The 23,026-nt window shown below is 68.6% G+C and carries 20 protein-coding genes and 1 pseudogene; 15 read left to right on the top strand and 6 right to left on the bottom strand.

Annotated elements, in window-relative coordinates:
- Positions 1-135: 135 nt before the first annotated feature.
- The 3 genes from AC07DC_RS15505 to AC07DC_RS15515 all read left to right on the top strand — a co-directional run bounded on the left by AC07DC_RS15505 (position 136) and on the right by AC07DC_RS15515 (position 2,517).
- The gene (locus AC07DC_RS15505) at positions 136-702 is read left to right on the top strand and encodes a TetR family transcriptional regulator (protein ID WP_478914904.1); all 567 of its coding nucleotides are present in this window, start codon (positions 136-138) and stop codon (positions 700-702) included.
- A gap of 370 nt (positions 703-1,072) precedes the next feature.
- On the top strand, positions 1,073-1,648 hold the full coding sequence (locus AC07DC_RS15510) for a carboxymuconolactone decarboxylase family protein (protein WP_478915139.1): 576 nt from the start codon (positions 1,073-1,075) through the stop codon (positions 1,646-1,648).
- Positions 1,645-2,517, top strand: a complete 873-nt coding sequence (locus AC07DC_RS15515) for an RNA polymerase sigma-70 factor (RefSeq protein ID WP_478914905.1) — start codon at positions 1,645-1,647, stop codon at positions 2,515-2,517. The genes AC07DC_RS15510 and AC07DC_RS15515 overlap by 4 nt, the downstream gene beginning before the upstream one ends.
- Before the next feature lie 397 nt (positions 2,518-2,914).
- Here AC07DC_RS15515 and AC07DC_RS15520 read toward each other — a convergent pair whose 3' ends face one another.
- A complete protein-coding gene (locus tag AC07DC_RS15520; RefSeq protein ID WP_478914906.1) occupies positions 2,915-3,661 on the bottom strand; it encodes a transglycosylase SLT domain-containing protein in 747 nt (248 codons plus the stop codon).
- 952 nt (positions 3,662-4,613) lie between these two features.
- Here AC07DC_RS15520 and AC07DC_RS15525 point away from each other — a divergent pair.
- Positions 4,614-5,537, top strand: coding sequence for a phosphotransferase family protein (locus tag AC07DC_RS15525; protein WP_478914907.1), 924 nt, complete (start codon positions 4,614-4,616; stop codon positions 5,535-5,537).
- Between the two features lie 167 nt (positions 5,538-5,704).
- On the opposite strand, the pseudogene AC07DC_RS15530 reads toward AC07DC_RS15525, so the two are convergent.
- Positions 5,705-6,171, bottom strand: a pseudogene (locus AC07DC_RS15530) (Lrp/AsnC family transcriptional regulator).
- 94 nt (positions 6,172-6,265) lie between these two features.
- On the opposite strand from AC07DC_RS15530, the gene AC07DC_RS15535 reads away from it, so the two are divergent.
- The 3 genes from AC07DC_RS15535 to AC07DC_RS15545 all read left to right on the top strand — a co-directional run bounded on the left by AC07DC_RS15535 (position 6,266) and on the right by AC07DC_RS15545 (position 7,847).
- Positions 6,266-7,129 (top strand): LLM class flavin-dependent oxidoreductase, encoded by an 864-nt coding sequence (locus tag AC07DC_RS15535; protein WP_478914908.1) that lies wholly within the window; start codon positions 6,266-6,268, stop codon positions 7,127-7,129.
- A complete protein-coding gene (locus AC07DC_RS15540; protein ID WP_478914909.1) occupies positions 7,126-7,554 on the top strand; it encodes a nucleoside deaminase in 429 nt (142 codons plus the stop codon). The genes AC07DC_RS15535 and AC07DC_RS15540 overlap by 4 nt, the downstream gene beginning before the upstream one ends.
- Before the next feature lie 68 nt (positions 7,555-7,622).
- The gene (locus AC07DC_RS15545; RefSeq protein WP_478914910.1) at positions 7,623-7,847 is read left to right on the top strand and encodes a hypothetical protein; all 225 of its coding nucleotides are present in this window, start codon (positions 7,623-7,625) and stop codon (positions 7,845-7,847) included.
- A gap of 153 nt (positions 7,848-8,000) precedes the next feature.
- On the opposite strand, the gene AC07DC_RS15550 is transcribed toward AC07DC_RS15545, so the two are convergent.
- Positions 8,001-9,167 (bottom strand): serine hydrolase domain-containing protein, encoded by a 1,167-nt coding sequence (locus tag AC07DC_RS15550; RefSeq protein ID WP_478914911.1) that lies wholly within the window; start codon positions 9,165-9,167, stop codon positions 8,001-8,003.
- 215 nt (positions 9,168-9,382) lie between these two features.
- Between AC07DC_RS15550 and AC07DC_RS15555 the strand changes: the two genes are divergently transcribed.
- Positions 9,383-9,835 (top strand): VOC family protein, encoded by a 453-nt coding sequence (locus AC07DC_RS15555; protein ID WP_478914912.1) that lies wholly within the window; start codon positions 9,383-9,385, stop codon positions 9,833-9,835.
- A gap of 187 nt (positions 9,836-10,022) precedes the next feature.
- Here AC07DC_RS15555 and AC07DC_RS15560 read toward each other — a convergent pair whose 3' ends face one another.
- The 3 genes from AC07DC_RS15560 to AC07DC_RS15570 form a co-directional block, all read right to left on the bottom strand.
- A complete protein-coding gene (locus AC07DC_RS15560; protein WP_478914913.1) occupies positions 10,023-10,574 on the bottom strand; it encodes a YciI family protein in 552 nt (183 codons plus the stop codon).
- Between the two features lie 137 nt (positions 10,575-10,711).
- Positions 10,712-11,242: a GNAT family N-acetyltransferase gene (locus AC07DC_RS15565; RefSeq protein WP_478914914.1), complete on the bottom strand. Its 531-nt coding sequence runs from the start codon at positions 11,240-11,242 to the stop codon at positions 10,712-10,714.
- A 95-nt stretch (positions 11,243-11,337) separates the two neighbouring features.
- Complete coding sequence (locus AC07DC_RS15570) at positions 11,338-12,390, bottom strand: PorA family protein (protein ID WP_478914915.1); 1,053 nt, start codon at positions 12,388-12,390, stop codon at positions 11,338-11,340.
- A 433-nt stretch (positions 12,391-12,823) separates the two neighbouring features.
- Between AC07DC_RS15570 and AC07DC_RS15575 the strand changes: the two genes are divergently transcribed.
- The 7 genes from AC07DC_RS15575 to narI all read left to right on the top strand — a co-directional run bounded on the left by AC07DC_RS15575 (position 12,824) and on the right by narI (position 22,988).
- Positions 12,824-14,029 (top strand): globin domain-containing protein, encoded by a 1,206-nt coding sequence (locus AC07DC_RS15575; protein WP_478914916.1) that lies wholly within the window; start codon positions 12,824-12,826, stop codon positions 14,027-14,029.
- Positions 14,030-14,320: 291 nt separating this feature from the next.
- Positions 14,321-15,499 (top strand): MFS transporter, encoded by a 1,179-nt coding sequence (locus AC07DC_RS15580; RefSeq protein ID WP_478915140.1) that lies wholly within the window; start codon positions 14,321-14,323, stop codon positions 15,497-15,499.
- Positions 15,500-15,511: 12 nt separating this feature from the next.
- The gene (locus AC07DC_RS15585) at positions 15,512-15,976 is read left to right on the top strand and encodes a hemerythrin domain-containing protein (protein WP_478914917.1); all 465 of its coding nucleotides are present in this window, start codon (positions 15,512-15,514) and stop codon (positions 15,974-15,976) included.
- Between the two features lie 160 nt (positions 15,977-16,136).
- Positions 16,137-19,859 carry a nitrate reductase subunit alpha gene (locus tag AC07DC_RS15590; protein WP_478914918.1) on the top strand — a complete coding sequence of 1,241 codons (3,723 nt, stop codon included), beginning with the start codon at positions 16,137-16,139 and terminating at the stop codon, positions 19,857-19,859.
- The gene (gene narH, locus AC07DC_RS15595; protein WP_478914919.1) at positions 19,859-21,574 is read left to right on the top strand and encodes a nitrate reductase subunit beta; all 1,716 of its coding nucleotides are present in this window, start codon (positions 19,859-19,861) and stop codon (positions 21,572-21,574) included. Before AC07DC_RS15590 ends, narH begins: the two co-directional genes overlap by 1 nt.
- Complete coding sequence (gene narJ / locus AC07DC_RS15600; protein ID WP_478914920.1) at positions 21,571-22,245, top strand: nitrate reductase molybdenum cofactor assembly chaperone; 675 nt, start codon at positions 21,571-21,573, stop codon at positions 22,243-22,245. The genes narH and narJ overlap by 4 nt, the downstream gene beginning before the upstream one ends.
- A complete protein-coding gene (gene narI, locus AC07DC_RS15605; RefSeq protein WP_478914921.1) occupies positions 22,242-22,988 on the top strand; it encodes a respiratory nitrate reductase subunit gamma in 747 nt (248 codons plus the stop codon). Before narJ ends, narI begins: the two co-directional genes overlap by 4 nt.
- The last annotated feature ends 38 nt before the right edge of the window (positions 22,989-23,026 follow it).

Consider the following 23,026-nt stretch of genomic DNA (forward strand, 5'->3'; position numbering starts at 1 on the left):
CGCGCCGCGGCGGCTTGACGAGTACCGGTACGGGAGTGCCGGAACGCGGGATGCGCGGCGATCGAGTCGATGTCAGTGACTGTCATCAAACCGTAGCACCTGATGTCAGGCGCTGTCATCACGTAGGATGCGCGTATGGGTCGATGGGAGCCGAACGCACGCGGGCGACTTGAACAGGCGGCGCTGGATCTCTACAGCGAGCGCGGGTTCGAGCAGACCACCGCGGCACAGATCGCCGAACGCGCCGGGCTCACCGAGCGGACGTTCTTCCGGCACTACGCCGACAAGCGCGAGGTCCTGTTCGGGGGTGCGCACGCGCTGGAGCAGGCTTTCGTGGACACCCTCGCCGACACCCCGGACACGGCCGCGCCGATCGACGCGATGGCGTCGACGCTGGAGACCGTCGCCGCCTTCTTCCTGGAGCGCCATGAGTTCGCCCGGCAGCGTCAGGCCGTCATCGTGGCCAACGCGGAGCTGCGCGAGCGCGAACTGATCAAGCTCGCGTCGCTGTCCGCGGCGCTCGCCGCCACGCTGCGCCGGCGCGGCGTCAAGGACCCGGCCGCGAGCCTCACCGCGGAGGCGGGCATCGCCGTCTTCAAGATCGGCTTCGAGCGCTGGGTCGCCGACAGCGGGGAACGCACCCTGGCGGACTTCTTGCGGGAGTCGCTCGACGAACTCAAAGTGGTCGCCGCGGGCGCGTGACCGTAGGCCCCACGGCCATGTGCTTGCGCTGACGAGACAACTGGCCGAACTCGACGACGAGTCCGGCACCCCTCGAATTCGTCGGCAAGACGGCGGCACAGATGGACGCAGAGGTCACAGCAGAAGCCCGCCGCCTCGCAGCCCCACCCCTACGTTCTCAGTGAACCCACGGGGCTCTCGCGGTCGGGTAGGAACGGGCCAGGAACTGCGGTTCGGTGCCAATGAGTTGACGCCTGCGGTGGCGGGTTGCGCCGGAAAGCGGCGGCAGGCCCGTTCACGCCGACGATCTCTGCACGGTGGCGTCGGGTGTCACATTCGCGGGCCCGGTGGTGTCTTCATGCTGAACAAGCAGACACCCAAGGAGGACACCATGGCGCTACGCGTTCCGAAGGCGGAGCTCCCCATCGAACTCAGCGAGAGCATGATCCAGCAGCTCGGTGCTGTGCCCGAGCCCGTCGAGGTGGTGTGGCACAGTCCCAAGGTCGCCACGTCCAACCTGGAGTTCTCGGCCAAGGTGGGCGAGTGGGATGCGGCCGACGCGAGCCTCAAGTCGTTCGCGCACATGGCTGTCGCGGCAAAGGTCGGCTGCAGTTGGTGCCTCGACATCGGCTACTTCCAAGCGCAGAACCAGAGCCTGAACCTGTCCAAGGCGAGCCAGGTGCCGCGCTGGCGGGAGTCGGAGGTGTTCACCCCGCTGGAGCGGGATGTGCTGGAGTATGCCGAGGCCATGACGAACACACCGCTGACCGTCACCGACGAGCTGTACGCGAGTCTGCTCGAGCGGCTCGGCCCGGCGGCGATGGTCGAGCTCACCGCGTTCATCGCCTTTACCAACATGGCGACCAGGAACAACAATGCGAACGGGATCGAGTCGCAGGGCTTCTCCGATGCCTGCGAGATTCCGCTGGCCGCGCGTCATCGGTCCGACGTAGCGTCGCCGGCATGACCGAGAATCCGTTCGTGACCCATCGCAGCCTGCTGTTCACGGTCGCCTACGAGATGCTCGGGTCGGCGGCCGACGCGGAGGACGTGGTGCAGGAGTCCTGGCTGCGATGGGCCGACGTCGACCACTCACAGGTGCGTGACCCACGGGCGTACCTCGTCCGGGTCGTCACACGGCAAGCACTCAACCGCCTGCGATCGTTGTCGCGCAGCCGTGAGGAGTACGTCGGCGAGTGGCTGCCGGAGCCACTGCTGACCAGCCCCGATGTGGCCGAGGACCTCGAACTCGCGGAGAGCGTCTCGATCGCGATGCTCACCGTGCTGGAAACGCTCGGGCCGACGGAGCGCGCGGTGTTCGTCCTCCGCGAGGTCTTCGATGTCCCGTACGGCGAGATCGCCGAGGCCGTCGGAAAGTCCGCGGCCACGGTGCGGCAGATCGCGCGGCGGGCACGCGAGCATGTGGCGGCTCGGCGGCCGCGGGCGCAGGTGAGCCGGTTGGAGCAGCAGGCCGTGGTGGAGCGGTTCCTGGCAGCGTTGCGAACCGGGCAGTTGCGGGAGCTGATGGAGGTCATGGCACCGGACGTGGTCCTGATCGCCGATGGTGGCGGGCTCGCGGCCGCCGCCCTGGCTCCGGTCCACGGTGTCGAACTGGTGGCGAAGGTGCTCGCGCGCACGAACCGGGTGGAAGTGGCATCGCTCGAGACGACGGCCGTGTGGCTCAACGGCGCGCCGGCGGGACGGATCGAGATCGACGGCGAGCTGGCCACGGCGCTGAGCGTCGAAGTGGAGAACGGGCAGATCACACGGGTCTACCTGGTGAGAAACCCAAGGAAGCTGACACGGCTCGACGAACCGGCCGAACTCGCCAGGTAAGCCTGCTGTGGCACTGGCGTCGTGAGTGTTCCGGGCGGTTGGAACCGCCCGGAACCCACTCACAACCGCCCAGTGGTCGGACGCCGACCTGGAGGGCGAAGTCGTACGGTTGCGTGCGCGCAGCCGCATCGGGCCGAACGCGTGCTCGCGTTTGACGGCGATTCAGCTCTCGACCACTTCCGGAGTGATGACGCCGCCGACGAGCGGGAACTCGTGGTCGGCCCGCCAGGCGGTCGATCACTCGCTCCAGCTAGCCGGGCAGCTGCGCGACATCACAGCCCATCACAGCACATGAGTGGGTTCCTCGAAGGCGGGAGACGCCCTGATCGAGCGAGCCGCCGCAAGCGTGCAATCACGTCCCGGATGTCGCAGTGATGGCTGAGGACGGGTGCCGGGATCAGTACGCCGAGTCGACGTTGTCGATCGAGCCGTAGTTGGCGGCCGCGTAGTTGCATGCGGCGGTGATGTTGGCGACCGGATCGTAGATGTCCATCGAGGTGCCGTCGACGTGGTACTGCTGGAACGTCGGGTCGATGACCTGGAGCAGGCCCTTGGACGGGGTACCGGCCGCGGCGTTGGAGTCGGTGAGGTTGATGGCCTTCGGGTTGCCCGAGGACTCCCGGATGATGTTTCGGTAGATACCGTCATATGTGCCCGGTATGCCGTGTTTGGCCATGACGGCCAAGGACTCCTTGATCCAACCGTCGAGGTCGTCGGTGTAGGCGGAAGCCGAGGGGGCGGCGGACGCGGTGGCGGTGGGCGTCGCGCCGGCGGACGGCTGCGAAGCCTGTGATCGGGCTGCGCGCTCTGCTGCGTCCTGGCGGCTCCGCGCGGCCTCCTCGGCGCGCTTGCGGGCTTCTGCCTTGGCGCGCGCCTCGGCCTTGGCCCGGCCCTCGGCTTTGCGGATGCCCTCGGCCTTCCTGCGGCTCTCGGCCTGCGACCGGGCGGCGGCCTCAGCCTTGGCTCGGGCCTCGGCCTCGTTCTCGGCCGCCTGGACTTGTTGCCGCGCGATGTCGGCCTGCTGGGTCCTGACGTCGCTCGTCGGCACCGGGTCGCGCCCGAACGCCTTCGACGCGGACGCGTTCTGCGCATCGGCTGCTTCCGGAGTTCCTGGCAGAACGGTGCAGGCAATGGTCGCTGTCACGGCGGCTGCCGACGCGGTGCCAACGACGGCAAAGCGAGTCCGATTCGGTCGTTTCCGGGCGTGTTTGCCCATGGCTGACCCCATCTCTCCGGGTGTGTGAGCGCGTTTCGCCGAACAGAAAAGGACGCATCTTCTGCGGTTGCGCTCTTCGGGTGGGGGAGATGTCTAGCGCCAGGGAAAACAAGTCAGCAACCACCGGCGCTACTAATCACCATCGTGGCCGCGGAAACCCCAACCCATTTCCGCCGTACGTGCGCCAGACGCACTCGCGAAATCCACCACTACCCGGAGTCGTATGTGGCGTGCGTCATATGACGAGGCTCACATCGATCCCGAGGATTCACTCGGTCCTGATCCTCGGTGCGTCCGGGCGGAACACAGGACGTGCCGTTCAGGGCGATCGATAGGCGACGACCCCGCCCTCATCGACCAGGGCGCCGACGCGCAGCCAGGGACCCTCGACGCACGTCGGCCGGTCCTCCAGGCCTGGTTGATCACGCCTGGTTGATCACGCGGGACGCCGTCGTCGCGCAAGGCTGGACAGCGTCCAGGCCGGACCCCCGCCGAGCCGTGTGCCGACCACGTGCGCGCTGCCGCGCCCGTCTGCTCGACGCCACCAACCGCCCGGAATGTCCATGGGTCGAGCGACGCGCCGCCGCTTTGGTCATTTCTGACTGGGGCAGACGATCGTCGGGCAGGTCATTTTCTGGGTGGGTGACGAACACCTGGAAATAGCAATAGTGGCAACGGGACGGCCAGTGCCCAAATGCCTCCCGCAATCCGCACGATGGCCGACCCCTCTTCGCTGAATCTGGCGAAATCGCCGCCGTCCACCAGGAATTCCATGATGCGCACACGACCGCGCAGCAAGCCCTCCGTGCGAGTCCGGACGTCCGGTCGGCCGGTGGAAAAGCACTCGTGCAGGCGATCAAGTGCGTCTACGCTCCGGGACATGCTGCCTGCAGTGCGCACGGAGGAGGAATGGGATGCGGTCGTCGCTGACGAGGCGATCCTGCGGCCGGGTGCCGAGCATCTGGCTGCGCGGATGAGTCTCGCCGGGGCGCCACTTCGGCGCTATCCCGAGGGCAGCGTTCCCGTCTATGCGGTCGGTGACCGCCACGTACTCAAGCTGTATCCCACGCTCTGCGCCGAGGACGGCGTCACGGAAGCTCGGGTCCTGGAGTACGTCCAGGGCAGGCTGCCTGTCACGACGCCCGAACTCCACGCCCACGGCGAGTACGAGAACGGCTGGCGTTTCGTTCTGATGTCGCAGCTTCCCGGCGAGGGGTTGGCCGATGCGTGGCCCCGCGTTGCGGAGTCGGACCGGGACCGGTTGGCCACCGACGTCGGAGAGATGCTCGCCGCGCTCCACGCCCTCGACGCGGAACCGTTGAGCGACGTGCTCGGCCCGAAGGCCTGGGGCGGCTTCCTGGTCGAGCAGCGTGTAGCGGCCGTGGAACGGCAACGCGAGCGCAAGCTTCCCGAGTTGTGGCTCGACCAGGTACCGGAGTTCCTCGACTCCGTGCCGCTGGCCGGTGAACCGAAGCGGGTCTTGTTGCACACCGAGGTCATGCGCGAGCATCTGCTCGTCGATCCGGTCCGGTGGACACTGAGTGGGCTGTTCGACTTCGAGCCCGCGATGCTCGGCGACCCCAGGTACGACTTCGTCGCCGTCGGTATCTTTGTCTCGCGCGGCGACCCTCGTCTGCTCCGCCGGATCATGACCGCATACGGCCAGACCTTCTCGCCACGTGAACTGCTCGCATACATGCTCCTGCACGTCTACAGCAACCTGCCCTGGTACTTCAGAGTGCTGCCGGCGCCGCCGGAACCCACCCTGAACTCGCTGGCAGAGGCGTGGTTCGGCACCAGCTAGAAATCAGACTCGTGGCCTTTGACGAGCAGGCACACGATCTGCTGATCGCCGCGCTCGCCTCATAGAAAGAACCAACCGCCTGCTCCGAAGCGGACTTGTGGCATCCTCCCGTCCCAACGGACGGAGGAGGATGTCACTGCCGTAGCCGACGGAGTTGAGGCGATCCCTCACACCGGCCGGACATTAGCCCGAGGTTCTTGTGCGCCGCGGAGCGGCAGTGTTCGGCTGAGGACGAGGTTGGTGGTTGTGCTTCCGAACTGGGCCAGCGCGTCGACAATCTCCTCCAGGTGGGTCATCGACGTGGTCGCCACCTTCAGGACGTAGCAGTCTCTCCGGTGGTGCGGAGGCACTCCAGGATCTCCGAGCGTTCCGCGAGCAGCCGGTGCAGGGGCTCGTGGCGGGTACCCGGGTATTTCAGCCGAACCACCGCCAGTACCGCGTGCCCGGTCCGCTCCAGGTTCACCTCCGCCCGGTACCCCGTGATCACCTCGGCCGCCTCCAGTCGGCGCACCCGCTCCGTCGTCGCCGACGCGCTCAGGTTCACCCGTCGTGCCAGTTCGGTGAACGCGATCCGGCCGTTCCGCTGGACCTCTTTCAGGATCGCCCAGTCCGTCTCGTCAAGACTCTCGGTCATCCGCCCAGATTACCGGCGAATCCACGGTCGAACCGCGCCTGAACAGGGAGGAATCCCTTCTGGTGGCCCGTGCGGGCTGGCTAGGCTGATCTTTGTGAAGATCGGCGTCAACATCCTCAATTTCGGCCCCGGCACCGACCCGGGAGTCCTGCGGAACTGGGCCCAGACCGTGGAGGGCCTGGGCTTCGACCTGCTGATGCTTTCGGACCACGTCGCCATCACGCCCGACGTCGCCGAGCGTTATCCGGCACCTTTCTATGAGCCGTTCACCACCCTGTCCTGGCTGGCAGGCATCACCACCCGGGTCCGGCTCGGCACGACCGTCCTCATCACCCCCTACCGGCACCCGCTGCTCACCGCCCGGATGGCTGCCAACCTCAATGAGCTCAGCGGCGGCCGGCTGGTCCTCGGCGTGGGGGTGGGTTGGGCGCGGCAGGAGTTCGCCGCCCTCGGGATCCCGTTCGAGCAGCGTGGACGACTGACCGACGACCGCCTGCGGGACATCCGGGCGGCCTGGGCGGACACCGCCGACTACGGCCACCGCAGGATCCCGGTGTGGGTGGGTGGCAACAGCGACGCAGGACTGCGCCGGGCCGTACGGCTCGGAGACGCATGGCATCCGCTTCGCTGCAGCATGCCATGGCTACGCGAAGCCGCGGTCAGGCTGAAGAAGAGCGCGGACGAACAACATCTCCCTGTGCCCGCCCTGGCCCCCCGGATCACTCTCCAACTCACCGTGGAACCGGTCAGCGGACCACAACGACTCGCCGGTGAGGGCACGATCGACCAGATCATGGACGAACTGGACCAACTGCGGCTGCTGGGCGCAGAGGCTGTGGTCCTCGACCCTTACAGCGGCGACCTCCGCCAGACGTGCCACCCGCAAGCGGACTGGCAGGCACTCGCCACGGTGGCCGCGCACTTCTACCCACCCCGCACCAGAACGGAGCCGTCATGACCACACCCGACGACCACGCCCTCCTGCGACAGGCGATCGCTCTCGCGGCCAAAGCCCGCGCGGGCGGTAACCCACCGTTCGGGTCACTGCTGGCGGGACCGGACGGGACGGTCCTCGCGGAGGAACACAACACGACCGTCACCGACCAGGACATCACCGCACACCCGGAACTGAAGCTGGCGAGATGGGCCGCGAAGGAGCTGGACGCGGCCACCGCGGCGGAAACCACGATGTACACCAGTTGCCAGCCGTGTGAGATGTGCGAGGCGGTCATCCAACGGGCGGGGCTACGCCGGGTGGTGTTCGCGCTGTCCAACGAACAACTCCTGGACATCAGGCCGGGCAGTGGCCAACCGCCCGTGCCGCAGGACGGCCCCGCCCTGCTCGACGAGGTGCGGGCCGTGGTCGAGGGGTACTACCGCTGACCGTCCGGCATCCCGGCCGGCTCCCAGCTCTTCGTCCCGATCGCGATGAGTATGAGACGGCGCGGCCGGTGACGGAGGGGCCGGACGGTGGTACGCGGTGGATCTTTGGGCAGCGGCCCGTCCTCAACTGGATCTTCACCGCCTTCCGAATCGGCGGCTCGAGCGGCTTCCCGTACGCCCAGGGCTGGGACACGCTGGCGATGACGGTCAGCGGCCTGCTGACCTTGTGGGGCCCACTCGTACTGGCCCTGACCTACGGCTACTACCGGCGCCGCTGCCGCCCGGACGCCTGACCGTCATCGTCTGTCTGTCACTCGGCACCTGGCTGGAGCCGCGGCACACCGAGAGCATCCGCGCCAAACCTGGAGCGCCCGGTGAACCGCGGCATCCTCACCGAATCCGAACTACAACCCGAACCCGAACCCGAACCCGAATGCTGGGGCGGTTCAGCGGCACAGGGCCGTGTCCACGACCTTCTCGACCCGCTTCATGGCTGCCTTGTCGGTCGGCTGGATGGTCACCGCGACGTTGGCGGCGCGGCCGTCGCGGGTGACTCCGCCCCGGGTCTCATATCCCGGGAAGCTGCCGCCGTGGCCCCAATAGACACCGCCGCACGACAGCGGCATGCTCACGAGCCCCAGTCCGTAGCGGGCGCCGGTGCCAAAGTATTCAGCGGGGACGGTGGTGCGCATCTGGGCGAGCTGGGCCGCCGGGAGGAGGCGGCCGGCCAGGAGCGCGGTGAAGAACCGGTTGAGGTCGGAGTTGGTGGAGATCATCTGACCTGCCGACCAGGCCCACGAGGGGTCCATTTCCGTGACGTCCTGCAGAGGCGCGCCTGCTGAATCCCTGTCGTAGCCCTTGGGATGGGGTTCCCGGATGGTCACGTCACCAGGGGCGGGGAAGTAGGTGTGGCGCAGCCCGATGCGCTTGATGACGCGACGGTCCAGCTCCTCGGCGAGGGGTCGACCGGTGACCTTCTGGATGATCAGGCCGGCCAGTACGTAGTTCGTGTTGCTGTACTCCCACTTCGTCCCGGGGGCGAAGTCGGCCTTGTGCTGGAGAGCGATGTCGACGAGCTCGCGTGGTTCGTAGTGCCGGAGCTGAAGGTCATAGTTGGTGTAGTTGGGAAGTCCGCTGGTGTGCTGCAGGAGCTGACGGACGGTGATGTGGCGTCCGTCGATCCCCTCCCCGCGTAGGAGGCCCGGCAGATACCTGTCGACCGGGGCGTCGAGGCCGATCTTCCTTTCGCCGACCAGTTGCAGCACGACCACCGCGGTGAACACCTTGGTGTTGCTGCCTATCCGCACCTGACCGTCCTTGGGCACCTCTGATCCGGTGGCCAGGTCGCCGACCCCTGCGGTGTAGTTACGGGTGCGGCCGTCGCGGTCCTGGACGGCGGCCAGCGCGGCGGGCATGCCATCGGAGTCCACGAGTGCGTTCAGGCCCTGCTGGACAGTGTCCGGTCTGGCGGCGGCAAACGCCGCGGGCGGAGCCAGGGCACCCATCGCTATGACGCCGACGGCCACCGCGACCGCGACCGGGACGGCTCTGCGGCGACCGTCCTGCCGCCTCGGCCTGGGAGAACGGAACGTATGCCATGCCTGCTCACGCACAAGTCAACTCCTGTGGAATCGTTGGGGCACCCGCGGTAGGTGCCGGACTCAGCATGTCCGGATGCGGCCGACCGGAGCGATCCCGCTACCCGCCCAGGGCCAGGTAGGGCTACCCCCCGGGTGCGCTCGGCTGGTGGGGAACAGGGCGTCAGACACACCCTGGTGAAATCCCGGACGACAGCGCGATGCGGGGCAGGGTGCGGGAGACTGGTTCCATGGCACTGGGTTGGAAGTTGGTCATCGACAGCACGAACGCGTCCGCCCTCGCGGACTTCTGGGCCGCGGCCCTGGAATACGAGGTGGAAGACCCCAGCGCTCTCATCGAGCAGTTGCTGGCCGCCGGCCACATCGGTGAGAAGGCAATCATCGAGCACCGCGGCCGCAAGACGTTCCGCGGCTATGCCGCGGTCCGCCACCCCGAGGACCCGTTCGACGAGACCAGCGGTGTCGGCCGCGGCCGACGACTGCTCTTCCAGGACGTACCCGAGAGCAAGTCCGGCAAGAACCGCCTGCACGTTGACGTCCACAGCGAGCCCGGCGGCCTCGACAAGCTGGTGACCCGGCTGAGTGACCTTGGGGCCACCCGCGTCCGCGAGGTCGACAAGGGACCTGCGGGGCACTGGTGGATCATGCAGGACCCGGAAGGAAACGAGTTCTGCGTGGCGTAGGTCGGCCGCTCCCTCCTGCAGCAAGAGCTGCCGTTCCCGCGCCTGGTGGGCCGAAGGTTTCTCAGCGCGAGACCTACAGTCCACCAGTGCGCGTCAGGCCGCTGCATGCAGTGGATCAGGCGAGGGACGAAGGAGGCGGAGCGATCCGAAGGGCTACGGCGGTGACGTCGGCCCGGACGTCATGGGGTTACGACGGCCGGCCGCCGAACTGCCAGTTGTGTACTTCAATGTCGGCGTAGCCGTCCGGGGCCAGGATGGCGCGTGCCGTGTCAGGGTCCGGTGCCCGGATCAACACCGCCGTGCCCAGCCAGGTTGCGCCGTCGTCGGACAGCAGCGGCCCGTAGGCGATCAGCTCGTCCCGGTCGGGCGGTACGGCGAGGTCGGCGGCCTGCCCCGTGCCCGGGCCGAGGCCCAGCACCAGGTACCGAGTGCCATCGGTGCCGCCGCCGGGGAAGTCCCACATGGTGCGTCCCAGCAAGTTGTGCCACCGTCTCAGCAGCACGTCCCGGTACACGCCGGCCTGGTAGCCGGGCTCGTCGAACGCGAACGCGCGGGCGGCGGCGGGATCCGGCAGGTCGACGATGTGCACGCTGCCGGTGGGTGTGTCGCCGGCGAGGGTCGGGCCCCGGGCGATCATCTCCTTCGCGTACCGGTCCATGTAGGACCAGTGCTCTTCCAGCAGCTCGTCGCGCAACGCTACGGAGCCGGGCCGGTCACGGTGATAGCAGAAGAACTCCATGCCCCCAGGGTCCCTTCAAGGAGGTAGCGAGATCGAGAGGGTTTCATGCGACGACTGCTCGGCAGCCGCACCTGGAAGCGCCACTGCCGACTCCGATCGCCGACCCCGACGGCCGGCCCGGCCGGGCCCAATTCCGGTTATCGGGCGAGGGAGGACTTGTCCGTCGCAGTCGGACGGCGGGCCAATACGCGGGTAGTGCTGCCGTCATCCTCCGTGATGTCCCGGACATGCTCGAAATCGAGTCTGTACAGCAGGGTCAATGAGGCCTCGTTCGCTGCAGTCACGGTGGCGTACACCGTGGTCAGTCCAAGCGTGTCGAAGCCATAGGTGATGATCGCCTCTGCCAGCTCGGTACCCAGGCCGGAACCCCATGCCGTCGGCGCCAGAGCGTAGATGATCTCGTGGCCTCCGACGACGTCTGTCGGCTTGATCTCGGCATGCCCGACCAGGAGTCCGTCCCGACGGACAGCCCAGACATCGAACAGGTCCTGGGCGTAGACCTTCGTGAGGATCCGTCCGAACAGGGCACGGTCCGCTGTTTCGGAAGCAGGGCCATCACCCATCCACCGCGACACCTTGGTGTCCTGGAACAGAGCGACGAAGCCCTCTTCGTCCTCGGGGACGTACGGCTCCAGGAGTAGCCGCTCGGTGCGCAGAGTGGGGGGCACAGATGGCGACGCTACCTACGCGAGATCCCAGTCGGCAAACCACTTTCGCCAGCGCTGAGCTCACCCTTCACGTCGCCATGTCGCACATCGCCCGATCACGCGAGAGGACCCGTCCCCGTGACCGGTCCGCGAGGGCGCCGGCGCCGCAGGATCAGACCGGCGAGCACCAGGAGCGCGCCGACGATGCCGATCACGATGGGCAGCGTCGTACCCAGGAGCTGGATCGCCTGGCGGCCGTCCTTGGCGTCGTCGACCGCCAGTTTCACGGCGTCGGGGGTCTGCCGGTAGCTCACGTCGACGACCGGGGCAAGTGGCACGAACGCGCCGCTCTTCGGCACGACAACGCCCGCGACCCGCTGCTGCGTCCGGTCCAGGTCGACGACCACTCCGGTCTCCGGCTCCACCCAGAACGTGTCGGTACCCGCGATGGTGTAGGAGAGCGGGACGGGATCGCTCAGGGTGGGGATCAGTTGGGTCAGTTGCTGCTTGGACTGGGCCGTGCCCGGTCCGGCGGCAGCGAGTGATTTCAGCACACTCTGCGGAAGGGCCTTGGGCAGACCGGCGAGTACCTGGGCGTCCGAGATACGGGTGGCGTTGATCTTCGCCTGGTACACGTACGTGTCCACGCCCGACTTCTTCTCGGTACGCCGGAAGTCCACGGGTGTGGTCGTCGCGCTCTCCGGCACCCATCCGGTGTACGACTTCTTGTCGGCACCGAACGGCCAGCTGACGGTGAGCCCATGGGCGTCGACCACGTTGGGCCAGTCCTTGGGGTGCGTTCCCACCGGTTCCAGGGAGCGTCGGTCCAGGGCGAAGTTCCAGGTGGTCTTCTCCACCGGGTTGCCGGCGGCGGCCGTCGTACGGGTGTCACTGACCAGTGCGGAGTCGTTGGACGTCTTCAGGACCCTGACCTCCCGCTCGACACTCACGGGCACGTTGTGCTTGAACGCGCCGGCCGAGTTGCCCTGAGCGAGTGCCTGGGGGTCGAGAATCGTGGCGAACCTGCCCGTATAGGAGCGCTTGGCGTCGGTGTCCCCGGGCAGCCTGGCCACGTAGTTCGGCGTGATGACGAATGCCAGTACGAACGCGGCCGCGATCAGCAGGATGCCCAGAACGACCGCGGTGCTTCGGAGGACCTTCGACAGCACGGGACATTCCCCTCTTGCCGGCCGCTGAGGCCGGGACCAGGTGTCGTCGCCCACCGCTGCACCGATGCGTTGAGCCGTACGGAAGCAGCCCCTTGTCGCCGGGGCTCGCAGTCCGCTCATGGTGCGCAGGCTGTCGGCAGTTTGCGCCCGGAACGCACCACGCAACACCGCAATCCCACCCCAACGGCGGCACGGACGCCCTGGTGGCGGGGCGTCCTCGCGAGGGCCGGACGGGCCTTTCTGGGGGGCCGTCGGGTCCTTGTCGCTCGGGGCCTCTTCGGACCATGGTCCCGACCTGGCCGGTCAAGGGTCCCCGGTCCGGACTGTATGTCCAATTTGAACGTAAAACGCATGATCTTTGGGTGCTATACACGGGTCTGTTGCCCCCGGATCCGGCTCGTTGCCGTGTCCCCAATAACCTCAGGAGGTCACGGTGCTGTCTGCCGAGTCCGCAGTACTGGTGCGCGCCACCCTGCCCGCTGTCGGCGGCGCGCTGGACGAGATCACCACCCGCTTCTACAGCGCGATGTTCCGCGACCGGCCGGAACTCCTGGACGGGATGTTCAACCGGGGCAACCAGGCCAGCGGAGCCCAGCGCCGGGCCCTTGCCGGATCGATAGCGGCCTTCGCCGGTGCGCTGCTCGCCGATCCGGACGCCCGACCGGACGTTCTGCTGAACCGCATCGCGCACAAGCACGCTGCGGTCGGTGTCACTGACGACCAGTACACCATCGTCCACAAGTACCTGTTCGCCGCGATCGCGGAGGTGCTGGGCGAGGCCGTGACCCCGGAGGTCGTCGCGGCCTGGGACGAGGTGTACTGGTTGATGGCCGGTGCGCTGATCGTCCGTGAGACGCGGCTGTACCAGGGCGCGGGGGTCGAACCCGGCGGCAGCTGGCGGCAGTGGCGTGTCGTGGAGCGCCGCGAGGAGACTCCGGACACGGTGTCGTTCCTGATACGTCCCGCGGACGGCGCCGCCGCCCCGAAGGCCCTGCCAGGTCAGTACGTCAGTGTGCGGATGACCATGCCCGACGGTGTGCGCCAACTACGCCAGTACAGCCTGTCCGGTGTCCCTGGCAGCGAGTCGCGCCGGATCACTGTGAAGCGGGTTCAGGAACCGGGCGCCCCGGACGGGGAGATGTCCAATCTCCTGCACTCCACGGTCGTCGTCGGCGATGAACTCACCTGCTCGGCGCCTTTCGGGGAGGTGGTGTTGGAGGAGTCCGACCAGCCGGTTGTACTGGTCTCCGCGGGTATCGGCACCACGCCCCTGATGAGCATGCTCGAACACCTCTGCGCTACCGGTGCGACCCGCCCCGTCCTGGTACTGCATGCCGACCGCTCGCCCGCCGACCATCCGCTGCGGGACGATCTCCACCGTTGCGTCGACAGCCTGCCGCAGGCCCGCGCACTGGTCTGGTACGAGCGCCCGGACGAGGTGCAGGCACCTGGCGCCCGGGCCGGTCTGATGGATCTGGACGGTGTGGACGTCCCGTCCGACGCGAGCGTCTACCTGTGCGGCCCGCTGCCGTTCATGCGCGCGGTACGCGGCCAGCTGCTCCGCGCCGGTGTGTCCGCCCGGAACATCCACTACGAGGTCTTCGGCCCCGACCTGTGGCTGGCCGACGGCGACTGCTGATCGTCCGGTCCGCACGGACCCGCCCCCGGACCCCGCCTCCGGCCGGCCGGGGGGCCGACTGAGCAGGGCCGAATGAGCCCGGCGCAAGGGACCAACGGCCCCTGTCTGCCCGTCGCGGCGGCGTAGACCATGGGCCGTGGAACGCGGCTGCACAGCGGTAGACCCCCGGACCGGAGCGGATCCGTCGCTGGACCCCGCCACAAGGAGCTGAACGCGATGTCGAGCACCACTCCGCAAACACCGCCGCCGACATCCCGTACGGGTGCGGCGACGCCGGCCGGCCGGGGGCTGATGCTCGCACTGGCCACGATCGGCTTCGCGCTGAACTTCTGGGCCTGGGCGCTGCTGAGCCCGCTCGGCCCGCACTTCAAGGAGAGCCTGCGGCTGACGTCCTTTCAACAGGCGCTGCTGGTGGCAGTGCCGGTGATCGTCGGGTCGCTGGGCCGCATTCCTGTCGGTGCGTTGACCGACCGGTTCGGCGGCCGGGTCATGTTCCCGCTGGTCTCCGCGGCCACCATCGTGCCGGTGCTGTACCTGGGGCTGGTCGTGCATACCTCGCTGACCGCCCTGCTGGTCGGCGGGTTCTTCCTCGGCATCGGCGGCACGGCCTTCGCTGTGGGGGTCCCGTTCGTCGGCGCCTGGTTCCCACCGGAGCGGCGCGGTCTGGCGATCGGCGTCTTCGGCGCGGGCATGGGCGGCACCGCGATCAGTGCTCTGACCACGGTGAACCTGGTGAAGGCGGAGGGTGTGGCGGCCCCCTTCGTGGTGACCGCGATCGTGCTGGCCGCCTACGCGGTGGTCGCGGCAGTCCTGCTGCGTGACGCGCCCGGCCGCATCGTGCCGACCGGGTCGATGGCCGGACAACTCCGGGCCACGGCTCGGCTCAGCGTCACCTGGCGGGCCTCGGCCCTGTACGCGGTCGCGTTCGGCGGCTATGTCGCTTTCTCGGTCTACCTGCCCACCTACCTGAAGACCGGCTACGCGCTGACGCCGGCGGACGCGGCCAACCGGATGGCCGGGTTCGTCCTGGTGGCCGTGGTCATGCGGCCGGTCGGTGGCTGGCTCTCCGACCGGCTGGGCCCCACCCGGGTGCTGGCCACGGCCCTGGCCGTGATCGCCCTCGGTGCGGCAGTCCAGTCGTTCACCCCATCTCTGGTGGGGCTTGGCACGATCGCGTTCCTCGTCATGGCCGCGGCGCTCGGCGCGGCCAGCGGCGCCACCTTCGCACTGGTCGCACTGGTGGCCCCGGCCGGCACGGTCGGCTCGGTCTCCGGTGTCGTCGGGGCGGCCGGGGGACTGGGCGGGTTCGTGCCGCCTCTGGTCATGGGTTCGCTCTACGGCGCCTACGGCAGCTACGCAGTCGGTCTCGTGCTGCTCGCCCTGGTCGCCGCCTGTGCGCTGGGTTTCACCCTGAGCAGCGTCCGACGGGCGGTCGGCCGGCACGTGGTGGCCGCCGCCCACCTCATGTGACGAGGAGCCACCATGTGTGAGTACTGCGGCTGCCAGAGCCTGGCGGCGATCGACGACCTCACCCGCGAACACGAGCTGGTCGTCAACCTCATCGGAGACGTCCGAGTCGCGCAGCGCAGCGCGGACGTGCCGGGAATGGCCCGGGCGGCGCGCCGTATCGCGGCGATCCTGGAGCCGCACAGCGAGGTGGAGGAGCAGGGCCTGTTCCCGGCGCTGGCCGACGAGTTCCCCGAGCAGATAGCCGCCTTGACCGTGGAGCACCGGCGTATCGCCGCCGTCCTCGATGAGGCCGCGCAGGGCGATCCAGCGGACGCCGGTTGGCCCGCACGGCTGCTGGAGACGCTGGAACTGCTGCGCAACCACATTCTCAAGGAACAGGACGGTGTTTTCCCGGCCGCCCTGGCCGGCTTGGACCCGGAGCAGTGGGACGCGATCGGCGCCATCCGCGCCCGGGTGGGGACTCTGCTCCCGACCTGACTCCGTGACCTACTCGTCCCGTACGGCGCATGTCCCGCCCCGATTGCCGACAGCCGATTGCTGATTGCCGACAGCACTGGCAGCGCCGACAACTCCCGGCCGGTCACCGATCACGATCGAACCCAGCAGCACGGGCCCGCGGGCCCTGGAAGGCGGCACCGTGAGGGCCAAGCGTGACCCCGAGATACGTAAGGGCGGTCTGGACAGCGAACTGGCGGACGCCCTGGTGGCCACCCGCCGGTTCTTCACCCGGGCCGAGGTCTCCGAGGACCGGCGCACCATGCTCAAGATCGGTGGCAGGCAGGGCGACGACTTCTACCGGGACCGCTGGAGCCACGACAAGGTGGTGCGCTCCACCCACGGCGTCAACTGCACCGGTTCCTGCTCGTGGAAGGTCTACGTCAAGGACGGCATCATCACGTGGGAGTCGCAGCAGACCGACTACCCCTCGGTCGGCCCCGACTCGCCCGAGTACGAGCCCCGGGGATGTCCGCGAGGCGCAGCGTTCTCCTGGTACACCTACTCGCCCACCCGGATCCGCTACCCGTACGTCCGAGGGGTACTGCTGGAGATGTACCGCGAGGCCAGGGCCAGGTTGGGTGACCCGGTGCTGGCCTGGGCGGATGTGGTGGGCGACCCGGAGCGGGCCCGGCGCTACAAGTCGGTGCGCGGCAAGGGCGGCCTGGTGCGGGCGAGTTGGGACGAGGCGAGCGAGATGATCGCCGCCGCGCACGTGCACACGATCAAGGCATACGGCCCGGACCGGCTGGCGGGGTTCTCGCCGATCCCGGCGATGTCGATGGTCTCCCACGCTGCGGGCGCCCGCTTCTACTCGCTGCTGGGCGGGGTGATGCTGTCGTTCTACGACTGGTATGCCGATCTGCCGGTGGCCTCCCCGCAGGTGTTCGGGGACCAGACCGACGTGCCGGAGTCCGGGGACTGGTGGGACGCCGGCTATCTGATCATGTGGGGTTCGAACCTGCCGGTGACCCGCACCCCGGACGCCCACTGGATGGCCGAGGCCCGCTACCGCGGCCAGAAGGTGATCGCGGTCGCTCCGGACTACGCCGACAACGTCAAGTTCGCCGACGAGTGGCTGCCCGCGGCGCCGGGCACCGACGGCGCGCTGGCGATGGCGATGGGGCACGTCATCCTCAAGGAGTTCTTCGTCGACCGGCAGGTCGACTACTTCACCGACTACGTCAAGCGCTACACCGACCTGCCGTTCCTGGTCACCCTGGAGCAGCGGGGCGAGGGCGCGGACGCGGTCTTCGTGCCGGGCAAGTTCCTGACCGCCGCCGAGCTGGGCGGCGAGCCGGCCCAGGCGGAGAACGCGGTGTTCAAGACGGTGCTGCTGGATGCCGCCACCGGTGATCCGGTGGTTCCCGGCGGCTCGCTCGGGCACCGTTACGGCGAGGCGGGCGTGGGCAAGTGGAACCTGGACCTGGGTGGGGTCGACCCGCTGCTGACGGTCGCCGGTGACGGGGTGAGCGCCGTTCCGGTGCAGCTGACGCGTTTCGACACGGCCGACGGCAGTGCGGCTCAGCTCTCCCGGGGCGTGCCGGTGCGCCAGGTCGCCGGACATCTGGTGACCACGGTGTACGACCTGCTGCTGGCCCAGTACGGGGTGGTCCGCGAGGGCCTGCCGGGCGTGTGGCCCACCGGCTACGACGACCCCGAGCAGCCCTACACCCCGGCCTGGCAGGCCGCCATCACCGGCGTCGCGGGGGAGACGGCGGCGCGCATCGCCCGCGAGTTCGCCACCAACGCGGAGGAGTCCAAGGGCCGCTCCATGATCATCATGGGGGCGGGGACCAACCACTGGTTCCACTCCGACACCATCTACCGCTCCTTTCTGACCCTGACCACGCTGACCGGCTGTCAGGGCGTCAACGGCGGCGGCTGGGCCCACTACGTCGGGCAGGAGAAGGTCCGCCCGATCACCGGGTACTCCGCACTGTCGACGGCGGCGGACTGGAACCGCCCGGCCCGGCAGATGATCCAGACCGCCTACTGGTACCTGCACACCGACCAGTACCGCTACGACCCGTTCAGCGCCGACACCCTGGCCGCGGCCGGCGCGGGCGGTACCTTCGCGGGAAAGAGCACCGCCGACGTCATCGCGGCCTCGGCGCGGATGGGCTGGATGCCGTCCTACCCCACCTTCGACCGCAACCCGCTCACCCTCGCCGCCGACGCCGGGGCATCCGGTCAGCCGGTCGGGGACTATGTGGTGGACGAGCTCAAGACGGGCCGGCTCCGGTTCGCCGGCGAGGACCCGGACGCCCCGGAGAACTTCCCGCGGGTGCTGACGATCTGGCGGGCGAACCTGCTCGGCTCCTCGGCCAAGGGCAACGAGTACTTCCTCAAGCACCTGCTCGGCACCGACTCCGCCGTCCGCGCCACCGAGGCACCCCCGGGCGCCCGCCCGCAGGACGTGAAGTGGCACGACCAGGCACCCACCGGAAAGCTGGACCTGCTGCTGACCCTGGACTTCAGGATGACCAGCACCACGATGTACTCCGACATCGTGCTGCCGGCCGCGACCTGGTACGAGAAGCACGACCTGAACACCACCGACATGCACCCCTTCGTGAACTCCTTCAACCCGGCCATCGCCCCGCCGTGGCAGACCCGGACCGACTGGGACGCCTTCAACACCATCGCCACCGCCTTCAGCAAGCTGGCGGGCGATCACCTCGGCGTCGTCAACGACGTGGTCGCCGCCCCGCTGCAGCACGACACCCCTGACGCGATGGCGACCCCGCACGGCCGGGTGCTGGACTGGAAGGCGGGGGAGTGCGAACCGGTCCCCGGTCGCACCATGCCGAAGCTGATCACCGTCGAGCGCGACTACGGCGCGGTCGCCGAGAAGATGACCGCCCTCGGCCCGCTGCTGGACACCCTGGGCGCCACCACCAAGGGCGTCACCTTCGACGTCACCCGGGAACTGGAGTACCTGCGTCACAAGAACGGCACCGTGCGCGGCGGCGTCGCCGACGGCCGCCCCTCCATCGCCCGCGACGTGGACGCCTGCGAGGCGATCCTGGCCCTGTCCGGCACCACCAACGGACATCTGGCCACCCAGGGCTTCCACACCCTCGAAGCGCGCACCGGCGTCCCGCTGGCGGACCTGGCAGCCGAACACGAAGGCAAGCGCATCACCTTCGCCGACACCCAGAAGGGCCCGGTGCCGGTCATCACCTCCCCGGAGTGGTCCGGCTCGGAGACCGGCGGACGCCGCTACTCGCCGTTCACCATCAACGTCGAGCGGCTCAAGCCATGGCACACCCTCACCGGACGCCAGCACTTCTTCCTGGACCACGACTGGATGGCCGAACTGGGCGAATGGATGCCCGTCTACCGGCCGCCGCTGAACATGCACGCCCTGTTCGACGAGCCCGAGATCGGCCACCAGGGCGAACTGGGCATCACCGTGCGCTACCTGACCCCGCACAACAAGTGGTCCATCCACTCCGAGTACCAGGACAACCTGTTCATGCTCTCCCTGTCGCGCGGCGGGCAGACGATCTGGATGAGCAAGGAGGACGCGGCGAAGATCGGCGTGCACGACAACGACTGGATCGAGGCCGTGAACCGCAACGGCGTCGTCGTGGCCCGCGCCGTGGTCTCCCACCGCATGCCGCAGGGCACCGTCTACATGCACCACGCCCAGGACCGCCTCATCGACGTGCCGCTCACCGAGACCAACGGGCGCCGCGGCGGCATCCACAACTCGCTGACCCGGCTGTTGGTCAAACCCAGCCACCTGATCGGCGGCTACGCACAGCTGACCTACGCCTTCAACTACCTCGGCCCCACCGGCAACCAGCGCGACGAGGTCACCGTCATCCGCCGTCGCGACCAGGAGGTGACCTACTGATGGCCCGCAGCAAGGACACCCGCCGCAAGGTGATGGCGCAGATGGCGATGGTGATGAACCTCGACAAGTGCATCGGCTGCCACACCTGCTCGGTCACCTGCAAACAGGCATGGACCAACCGCCCCGGCGTGGAGTACGCCTGGTTCAACAACGTCGAGACCCGGCCAGGACAGGGCTACCCGCGCCGCTACGAGGACCAGGAGCACTGGCGCGGCGGCTGGGAGCTCAACAAGCGCCGACGACTGACCCTGAAGGCCGGTGGCCGGCTCAACAAACTCATCAACATCTTCTCCAACCCCAAGCTGCCCACCCTCGCCGACTACTACGAACCCTGGACCTACGACTACGAGACGCTGATCAACGCACCGCTGCAGGAGCACACCCCGGTCGCCCGGCCCAAGTCCCTGATCACCGGCAAGGACATGAAGATCACCTGGTCCGCCAACTGGGACGACGACCTGGGAGGCTCACCCGACCACGGCCACAAGGACGTGCTCCTCGCAGCCGTCGGCGACAAGATCAAACTCGAGTTCGAGCAGACCTTCATGTTCTACCTGCCGCGCATCTGCGAGCACTGCCTCAACCCGTCCTGCGCCGCATCCTGCCCCTCCGGGGCGATCTACAAGCGCGCCGAGGACGGCATCGTCCTGGTCGACCAGGACCGCTGTCGCGGCTGGCGCATGTGCGTGTCGGGCTGCCCGTACAAGAAGATCTACTTCAACCACCGCACCGGCAAGGCCGAGAAGTGCACCTTCTGCTACCCCCGCATCGAGGTCGGCATGCCCACCGTCTGCGCGGAGACCTGCGTCGGACGGCTGCGCTACATCGGCCTGGTCCTCTACGACCCCGACCAGGTACTGCAGGCCGCCTCCACCCCGGAGGACACCGACCTGTACGAGGCGCAGCGGGCGGTCTTCCTCGACCCGAACGACTCGCAGGTCATCGCTGACGCCGAGCACGCGGGCATCGCCAGGGACTGGATCCAGGCCGCCCAGCGCTCCCCGGTCCACGCGCTGATCAACACGTACAAGGTCGCCCTGCCCCTGCACCCGGAGTACCGCACCCTGCCCATGGTCTGGTACATCCCCCCGCTGTCCCCGGTCGTCGACCAGGTCCGCGACACCGGCTACGACGCCGAGGACTCGGGCAACCTCTTCGCTGCCATCGAATCCCTGCGCATCCCGATCGACTACCTTGCCCAGCTGTTCACCGCCGGCGACCCCGCGCCTGTCGACGCCGTCCTGCGCAGACTGGCCGCCATGCGCTCCTACATGCGCGACATCAACCTGGGCCGCGAACCCGACCCCGCCATCCCCGCCGCCGTCGGGATGACCGAGGAACAGGTCTACGACATGTACCGGCTGCTCGCGCTGGCCAAGTACGAGGACCGCTACGTCATCCCGCCCGCCCACGCCGAACAGGCCCACAGCCTGGAGGAGCTCGCCACCGAGTGCAGCTTGGACTTCGAGGACGGCCCCGGCATGGGAGGGGACGGACCCTTCGGGGAAGCCTCCGGAGCGCCCACGCCGGTCGCCGTGGAGAACTTCCACCTGCTGCGCGAGCGCCAGACATCCGACACCCTCGCGGCCCCGGACAGCAAGGCCAACCGCGTCAACCTGCTCAACTGGAACGGCCAGGGGCACCCCGACGGCCTGTTCCCCACATCGGAACAGCCCCGGGACGCAGCCGACCCGGCGAAGGAGCAGAGCCCGTGAGCCCCACCAGCGACCGCAACCACGTGGCCTGGCAGGCCCAGTCCCTGCTGCTGGCCTACCCCGACTCCCAACTCCTCGGTCAGGTCGCACTCCTGCGCAGCGCCGCCGGAACCCTTCCCGACCGTGTCGCCGCGCCGCTGCTCCGGTTCCTGGACCATCTCGAGCGCACTCCCATCGGCGAGCTGACAGCGGACTACGTCGCCACCTTCGACCAGCGCAAACGCTGCTGCCTGTTCTTGACCTACTACGCCCACGGCGACACCCGCCGACGCGGTGTCGCACTGCTGCGCCTCAAGCAGACCTACGCCGCGGCCGGACAGCTGCTGACCGATGAGGAACTGCCCGACCATCTCGCGGTGGTCCTGGAGTTCGCCGCAGGCGCCGGTCCCGACATCGGGCGCACCCTGCTGCAGGAACATCGCGCAGGACTGGAACTGCTGCGGCTGGCGCTGAGCGACGCGCACTCTCCCTGGGCGGACGTGCTGCAGTCCGTGTCGGCGACACTGCCGGCGCTGGCCGGAGACGAGCGACAGGCGGTCGCCGCACTCGCCGCCCAAGGCCCGCCCGAGGAACAGGTGGGGCTCGCCCCGTTCGCACCGCCGGAGTTCATGCCACCGCCGTCGACACACAGGCCGGCTCCTCAGCCCCAGCAGGCCCGAGGCCCCCGATGAACCCGCAAGCCGCCGCGGCCCCCGCCGGCGCCCTGGACCTGGTCCTGTGGGTGGTCCTGCCCTACATTGCTCTGACGGTCTTCGTCGCGGGCCACATCTGGCGCTACCGCTACGACAAGTTCGGCTGGACCACCCGCTCTTCCCAGCTGTACGAGAACCGGCTGCTGCGCATGGGCAGCCCGCTGTTCCACTTCGGCATCCTCGCGGTCGCCGCCGGTCACGTCGGGGGCCTGGTCGTCCCCGAGAGCTGGACCCGGGCCCTCGGGGTGAGCGAGCACACCTACCACGTCCTGGCTGTCACTCTGGGCACGCTCGCCGGTGTCAGCACCCTGGCCGGCCTCGCCATCCTCATCTATCGCAGACGCACGGTCGGAGCGGTGTTCAGCGCCACCACCCGCAACGACAAGCTGATGTACGCCATGCTCGCCCTGACCCTGGTACTGGGCCTGTCCGCCACCATCGTCTCCAACGTCATCGGAGGCGGCTACGACTACCGCACCACCATCTCCCCCTGGTTCCGATCCGTCTTCTACTTCTATCCCGAGCCCGCCCTGATGGGCGGCGCCCCGCTGCTGTACCAACTGCACGCCCTCAGCGCGCTGCTGCTCTTCGGCATCTGGCCGTTCACCCGTCTGGTGCACGTGCTCACCGCACCGGTCGGCTACCTCACCCGCCCCTACATCGTCTACCGAAGCCGCGACGAGACCCAGTTGGGCGCGCGGGCGCCGCACCGCGGGTGGTGACCGGCCCGCCCATGTCGGACAGCGAGCGGGGATTCGCT

It is taken from the genome of Streptomyces sp. NPDC045021 (genome assembly GCF_056432645.1).